The sequence below is a fragment of the Aeromonas sp. R7-4 genome (assembly GCF_040908055.1).
Lineage (GTDB): Bacteria > Pseudomonadota > Gammaproteobacteria > Enterobacterales > Aeromonadaceae > Aeromonas > Aeromonas sanarellii.
Genome location: NZ_JBFODA010000011.1, coordinates 1 through 6,828 on the forward strand (window position 1 = coordinate 1; position 6,828 = coordinate 6,828).

The window sequence follows — 6,828 nt, forward strand, 5'->3', positions numbered from 1 at the left end:
TGGATTTGACCCCATAGATCCAGACACTCTTTCCCGCTTAGGGTTGTGATACCCGACTGCGCAGATATTCCCGAGGGGAACGATACCCCAAGGCGCTGTGCGGGTGGTGCTCGTTGTAATGCTCGAACGCGATCGCCAAATTGCCTACCGCTGTTCGGCTATCCGGCTTCGGCATCATCTCGATATAGTCTCGCTTCATCGTCTTCACGAAGCTCTCCGCGATACCGTTGCTCTGTGGACTCCTCACCGCCGTTGTTCTGGGCTCCAACCCGATTTCTCGTGCGAACGCGCGAGTCTCATGGGCCCGATACACCGAGCCATTATCTGTCAGCCATTCCACCGGTGAGGCCGGCAACGCATCCCCGAAGCGACGCTCGACCGCGCGCAGCATGACATCTTGTACCGTGTCACTGTCGTAACCCCCGGTGCTGGCGGCCCAGTCCAAGGCTTCCCTGTCACAGCAGTCCATGGCGAACGTGACCCGGAGTTTTTCGCCATTATCGCAGCGAAACTCAAAGCCATCCGAGCACCAGCGTCGATTGCTCTCGTTAACGGCGACACGCCCCTTATGTGCCTGCTGAGCCAAGGGAACCGCCGGTTTTCTTTCCAGCAGCAGGCCATGATCGCGCATGACGCGATATACTCGCTTGGCGTTGACGACGGGCAGTCGTTCGGCCTCTGACTGACGTCGTAACAGCGCCCAGACTCGCCGATAACCATAGGAGGGGAGCTCTGCCAGCGCGCCCATGATCCGGGCAAGCAAGGCGCTGTCATCGCGTTGGCGATGCTGCCGGCCATCTCGCCAACCAGGTTTTCGATGAACATGAACGGATAGCTGCGCACGCGATACACCAAGGGCTTGGCTCACCGCCCTTAATCGTCGTCCCCCGGCAACAAGGGCGCATGCGCAATCCATTTTTTTGCTCGACCAACCTCCACAGCTTCTTTGAGGATCTCGTTCTCCATGGTCTTCTTCCCGAGCAGACGCTGGAGCTCTCGGATCTGCTTGATGGCAGCAGCCAACTCTGAGGCTGGAACAACATCCTCACCGGCGGTGATCGCCGTGAGAGAGCCTTCCTGGAATTGTTTGCGCCATTTGAAGAGCTGGTTGGCGTTGACGTCGTGCAAGCGAGCGACATGAGAGACGGTCATACCGGGCTCAAAGGTCTGCTGCACCATGGTGATCTTTTCTTGCGGAGTCCGGCGTCGACGGCGCTCGGCTCCTGTTAACACTTCGGCCATCTTCTCGTTGCGACTAGTACTGAACATAGTTCCAAGACTACCTCTTAAGTTAAGAGGGGCGAAGTGTCTGGATCCTCCAGGGGCCAATCTATCGTGTTCGTGCATACCATCACAGAAGGGGAGTAACCGTGTCGCGGATTATCCAAACAGGCCGCGACACGGCGTGACGAATTGGATTGCAGGCAGTTTTTCGCAAAACCCATCATCGGCGATGGGCTTTTGTCATCAGGTGAGGGGTTTTGTTATCAACCGGCGAGAAGCGGTTGAGCGGGCCAGGAAGGCCCGTTCGGTGAGGTTGTTGCTGCTTGCCCAGAGATGGGGCGGAGTTGATGCTATTGAGCCACTTAACTGCGATACCGGTATCTTGCCACTGAGGGAGATACCGAAAGAGGGTTGGATTGAATAGGAGCACACACCCACTTCGCTTGGTGCGAAGAATACGCCAGAATTCCTGTGATTGTGATCCCGCTACCTACTCATGTAATGTCAAATCCAGTAGGTTTATCGCATCAGCGCCTCGCAGTGGGGGAATAACAGCTAGCTATATTGTTATGGCAGACTATTCACCATTCATAATAATGGCAACAAGAGGGAGCGGCCAATGAGCTTTGGAAGAATAGCGGCAGGAGTCGGGGCGGTTGCGGCAATCTTAATGACGTATTTTGCAGGCAAAGAATCTGGCAAAAAAGAAGGTCATGCCGATGGCTATAAAAAGGGGGAGGAAAAAGGGAAAGAAAAGGGGAAAGCTCTATATGCTGCCAAACTTGCTCAGTTACATCAAAGCATCAAGGCGATGACTGAAGAAGCGAGCAAGCGTGATGATCTCATCATTTGCGCCTATGCAGTCGGCATTAGCTGTGCCCGCGCTAATGGGTCATTGCCAGTCTACAAGGTCGAAGCCTTGGAAGACTTGGTGTTCGGCATTGGCAAGGTGCAAACGCGATCCAAACACGTCCAAGATCAAGTCAGGGAAATGACACTAACCCCGCCAAACTTGAGAACGGTCTGGTCGCTCATTAGAGAAAAGGGCTTTGATAAGCCGCATCACAAGCGAATGTTCACCGAAATCGTTGACATCATGGCGAGTATTGAAGAAAACCCGACTAAAGCTGATGTTGAGTTTGTTGAGATCTGGAACAAGCTGGCAGCAGCGTAATGGGAGTCGGCGCGATATGACAACTAAAAATCAACATTTAGACCGTCTGGAAAAGATGCGTCAAGCCAGAGATGTACAGACCCCAAGAGCGCTTGCATCGCCTTCAACGATGGTGGAGTTTTTGGACACCCCGGTTGATCAGGCTTTCATTGAAGGTACTGATTCGGCAAAAGCCTTCAGTAACCAGCTTGAAGACACGGATGCCATAGCTACTCAAAGAGAGGCTCAGGCTCTTCTGGATAGCCTGAACACAGGCAGTGCCATCGAAAAAATATTGGAGCCTGTCTTCCTCAGCTTGTTCGACGGTGTTATGCGGGCTTTCAAGATGGGCACCAAGCAGGGGCTAACTGCCTCCCGCCTGTATCAGGAGTGCAGGGTGTTTACCTATGCGAATGCTGCAAACAGTAGCCCAATGGTAGATAGCTATACCGAAAACCTGAATGAGCGGGACAACATTGCGGAGTTCGGCAGTCATTCGAGCTTCAATGGCGGATCCATGACGCGCAAAGATGAAGAACTCTTGATGCGTGATGGTAAAAAGATGAAAGCCAAGAAGGAGGCTCATTTTAATGGCGATTATCGTGCCAAAGATGAGTACGACGGAAAGGACATTTTCCTGACAAAAGCTCAGGCCAATAGTGAGGGAAGAAGTGATCGTTATGCTGAAACGGATCACATCGTTTCTTGTGCTGAGATTTGCAACTCGCTAAAGAGCAATAAGGCGCTACATCTGGACGACATCAAAACCATCATCAACATTGATGAAAACTATGCCGTCACCAGCAAGCAAAACAACGCCGGCTCTAATATCGGCAAGTTCGACAAAACGCGGGATGAGTTGCAGGCTGAATTAGACCAAGGGTATGTCCAGTTCAAAAACAAAAAGCACAAACTTAGCGATGAAGAGAGGAAAACCCGGCAAAACCAAATCGAGGCGATGGATAAGGCACAACAAGCCATTGATACCAAAACCAATGTGACCGTAGCCAAAAACGTTCTCTTCGACAACGAAGTGCAGATCACGCTAGGGAAGGATGCGGCCAATGCATCCAGTCACTATGCGCTAGGCAACGTGATCATATTCGCGATAAAGCCTATCTACTATGAGCTGAGCGACTGTATCAAGAATGGTATCGAGGAGGGGGTTGGGGCCGACAGCTTTTCGGAAGCCCTTAAGATCCGCTTGGGGAGAATGAAAGACCACCTGTGGTCTCATGCACTTCCGTTGCTCAAGGATGCCGCGCTGGGCTTTTTTAAGAACTTCCTTTCGATGCTAATGGAAGGCATTCTTAATTGCTTTGTTGGTGTCTTCAAGCAAGTCATGCGACTGGTGAAGGAAGGGTTCAAGATATTGATGAGCGCTATTCCTATCTTGCGGGATGAGAAAACTACGTCGACACAGAAAGGCGATGCCCTGCTGAAGCTGTTCGCGGGCTCACTATCCATCTTTGCCTCTCTTGCCATTGAATCATGGCTAAGCAGTTCTGGCATGCCAGAGTGGCTTGCGATCATTGCTTCATCCATGTTGACTGCTGTCGTCACTTCTTTGGTCATGCACCTGCTGGATAAGATAGATTTGTTTGGTGTGAATCGCGAAATCCAATCGCGCCGGATTGATGAGTTGCTGCAAAGCGAAATCGATTCGACCACTGAAGGCATCTTCTCGACAATGGCGAAGCTGGCTTAATAAAAAGGGTGAATCGCTACCAGTGTTCTAAACACATCCAGTCCATTCTCAGTAACGGGTAGCGATTCACTTTCAGTTTGCTAGCAATAATGTCAATTATGCCTTGGCCTGACGCCACTTAGTTAGCCATCGATACTGTTCGGGATGAATGCGTAACAGCTCTGCGATAACTGCTTCACGTTTATCGGCTGTCATCCGGGTAAGAAGCGACCTGACATCCGACATAATACTGTCACGACCAGCGCCTCTGGCTTCCGCCTTGCAATACCACTCATGTCCCTCACTAATGTTGCCAAGCTCGATACAGACTGCGCCAAGTAGTGTGCAGGGGCGAAAGTTGTTGGGTTGAAGACGGTGAGCCTCAGCGCCCATGTTCAATGCGGCAGTATGGTCGCCATGGTCACGCATCGCACCACCATGAGTGGTGAGAATGGCGGATTTCAGCTTAGGCTGAACCTGCCGCTTGGCTGGGATGGCACTCAGCAGAGCAATCGCCTCATTCGATGCTGCGCATTTGCGCAAGTGTCCGCTGGCATTGACTGCACTCCATGGGTTCTTGCTGTTGCGGTACTCTGCTAGCCAGTGATCAGCTTCGAGTCGGTTGTAGCTATGCAGAATCTCCTTTGTCTCGTACTCACGGCCATTGCTCTTGAGCCAGATGGTTTCAGTCTCCAGTAGCCGTGTACCTGCATCCAGCTTGAGAAGGATTGCCATGAGCTGTTTGAGGTGATGTGATTCGACATATCCAGTTACACCATACTTCTCCCTGAGAGCTTGGTTCTTCATCCGTGCGATGTACTTGGGGTCACTCTCACGCTGAATCCGCTCAGTCTCAAGTCGCACACTTCGGGCTTTCTGCTCGGCTTTATAACGTTCTTCATCTGCGGCCTTCTGAGCGGCGATCTCGCGTTGTTTCTGTTGCGCAAGCTCGTTTCGTTGCTCCTGTTCTGCTTTCCCTTTTTGGTCGAACTGCTCTTGGGAGAGTTCGCCGGTCAAGAAGCACAGCAAGGCATTCAACCCCCTGTTCAAGAGAAATTGTCTGTTTGCTGCTGATATCGTCGCGCCTTGTCCGGCAGCGACAAGGAGGCTGTGCAACCTGGCACCGCCCGTGATCGCACTGGTGATATCATCCACCCAGAATTGTTTGGCCAGTTCATGCGGGGGGAGGGACAAAGAATTCTGGCCATCGGCCAGACCATTTTTGATCCGGAATTTCTGCAGGTAATCCCAAGTGGGATTTTGACTGGTCTTCTCTATATTAGCTTTGTCGTCTGGCTGAGCAGCCAAGGGCTTCGTGATTGAAGGTTGGTAGCGATGCACAATCTTTCGGCCCTTATAGTAAAGAGATTTAGAACGGCGCTGCTCCTGTTCTACCGCAGATTGGCGTCTGAACTCAGGGAGAGTCATATCGCCGTTGATAAAGCCCCTCAAGGCGTTGAGATCGTAGCTGGCTAGAATGTCGTAGCGGGGCGAAGTCAGAGGCTCATTCCTGAATATGGCTACGAGCAAACTGAATCGCCCCTGGTTTTCTAGACACTTTGTTGCTGAAAAATAAACTGCCTTTCAAACTCTACCGGCGACAGCCCATCATTGGAACCATGACGCCTGATTGGGTTGTAAAACATCTCGATATAATCAAACACATCGCTGCGGGCTTCGTCTCTTGTCGCGTAAATCCTGCGCTTGATCCGCTCCCGTTTGAGCAACTGAAAGAAACTCTCGGCGACCGCGTTGTCGTGACAGTTACCCCGTCGGCTCATACTGCAACTCAGGTTGTGGGCCTTCAGAAAGTCTTGCCATTCACCACCGGTAAACTGGCTGCCCTGATCCGAATGCACCAGTACCGGCTGCTTGGGTTTGCGCCGCCAGACGGCCATCAATAACGCATCAACCGCCAAGTCTGCCGTCATGCGTGACTTCATCGCCCAGCCGACGATCTGGCGAGAGAACAGGTCGAGCACCACCGCCAGGTACAGCCACCCTTCTTGAGTGCGAATGTAGGTAATGTCAGTCACCCAGATGATGTTGGGGGCTGGCACCTTAAACTGACGTGCCAGCGTGTTTGGGGCAGCTTGCGTGCTCTTGCCTCCATAATGCCCCTTGCGGCGTTGATAGCCCGTTTGCGAACGCAGTCCCTCCCGCTTCATTAATTTGGCCACACGGTGCTTGCCGCAGGCTTCCCCTGCGTCACGAAGGTCGCGATGGATCTTGCGATAACCGTAGACAGCACCACTTTCCAGCCAGGATTGCTTGACCAATCCGGTCAGTCGTTCGTCCTCCTGCTGTCGTGGCGATGTGGGCTGTTTCAACCACGCGTAGAAGCCACTTCGGTGAACCCCCAGGGTCTGGCACAGGGTAACGACACTGTACCGGTCGAGTCGGGAGGTTATGAACGCGTACCTTTCCTTGACTCGCTGGCAAAGTACGCGGCGGCCTCCTTTAGAATATTGCGCTCCTCGGTGACCTGGCGCAGTTCAGTTTTCAGGCGGCGGATCTCGGCTTGCAAGGCAGACTCTTCTATCTGCTGGTCAGCAGGCTTACCGTACTGCTTGAGCCATGCATACAGGCTGTGGCTGGATACCCCGATGGCACGTGCAACGTCAGCCACCGGCCGCCCGCGCTCGGTGATTTGTTTAACGGCTTCGATTTTGAATGTTTCTGGATAACGCTGACGGGTCATAACACCTCCAATAGTTGCCTCATTTTAAGGCTGTGAGGTGTCTAGGGAACTGGGGGCGATTCA

The 6,828-nt window shown here is 52.5% G+C and carries 5 protein-coding genes; 2 read left to right on the top strand and 3 right to left on the bottom strand.

Annotated elements, in window-relative coordinates; all coding sequences use genetic code 11:
* Window positions 1-37: 37 nt before the first annotated feature.
* Window positions 38-1,242, bottom strand: a protein-coding gene (locus tag AB5Y72_RS01610) for an IS3 family transposase (protein ID WP_270822696.1) whose coding sequence is annotated in 2 segments (ribosomal slippage) — window positions 38-924 and window positions 924-1,242 — 1,206 coding nt in all. Because the reading frame shifts where the segments join, the coding sequence is not laid out codon by codon here.
* 601 nt (window positions 1,243-1,843) lie between these two features.
* On the opposite strand from AB5Y72_RS01610, the gene AB5Y72_RS01615 reads away from it, so the two are divergent.
* Together AB5Y72_RS01615 and AB5Y72_RS01620 are read left to right on the top strand one after the other, a co-directional pair.
* Window positions 1,844-2,398: a hypothetical protein gene (locus AB5Y72_RS01615; protein WP_102948592.1), complete on the top strand. Its 555-nt coding sequence runs from the start codon at window positions 1,844-1,846 to the stop codon at window positions 2,396-2,398.
* A 16-nt stretch (window positions 2,399-2,414) separates the two neighbouring features.
* The gene (locus AB5Y72_RS01620) at window positions 2,415-4,085 is read left to right on the top strand and encodes a hypothetical protein (protein ID WP_216990556.1); all 1,671 of its coding nucleotides are present in this window, start codon (window positions 2,415-2,417) and stop codon (window positions 4,083-4,085) included.
* Window positions 4,086-4,181: 96 nt separating this feature from the next.
* Here AB5Y72_RS01620 and AB5Y72_RS01625 read toward each other — a convergent pair whose 3' ends face one another.
* Both AB5Y72_RS01625 and AB5Y72_RS01630 read right to left on the bottom strand, forming a co-directional pair.
* A complete protein-coding gene (locus AB5Y72_RS01625; RefSeq protein ID WP_368198486.1) occupies window positions 4,182-5,594 on the bottom strand; it encodes a hypothetical protein in 1,413 nt (470 codons plus the stop codon).
* 20 nt (window positions 5,595-5,614) lie between these two features.
* A protein-coding gene (locus AB5Y72_RS01630; protein WP_325783120.1) for an IS3 family transposase occupies window positions 5,615-6,765 on the bottom strand; the annotation gives its coding sequence in 2 pieces (ribosomal slippage) (window positions 5,615-6,528 and window positions 6,528-6,765; 1,152 coding nt in all).
* Window positions 6,766-6,828: the final 63 nt, after the last annotated feature.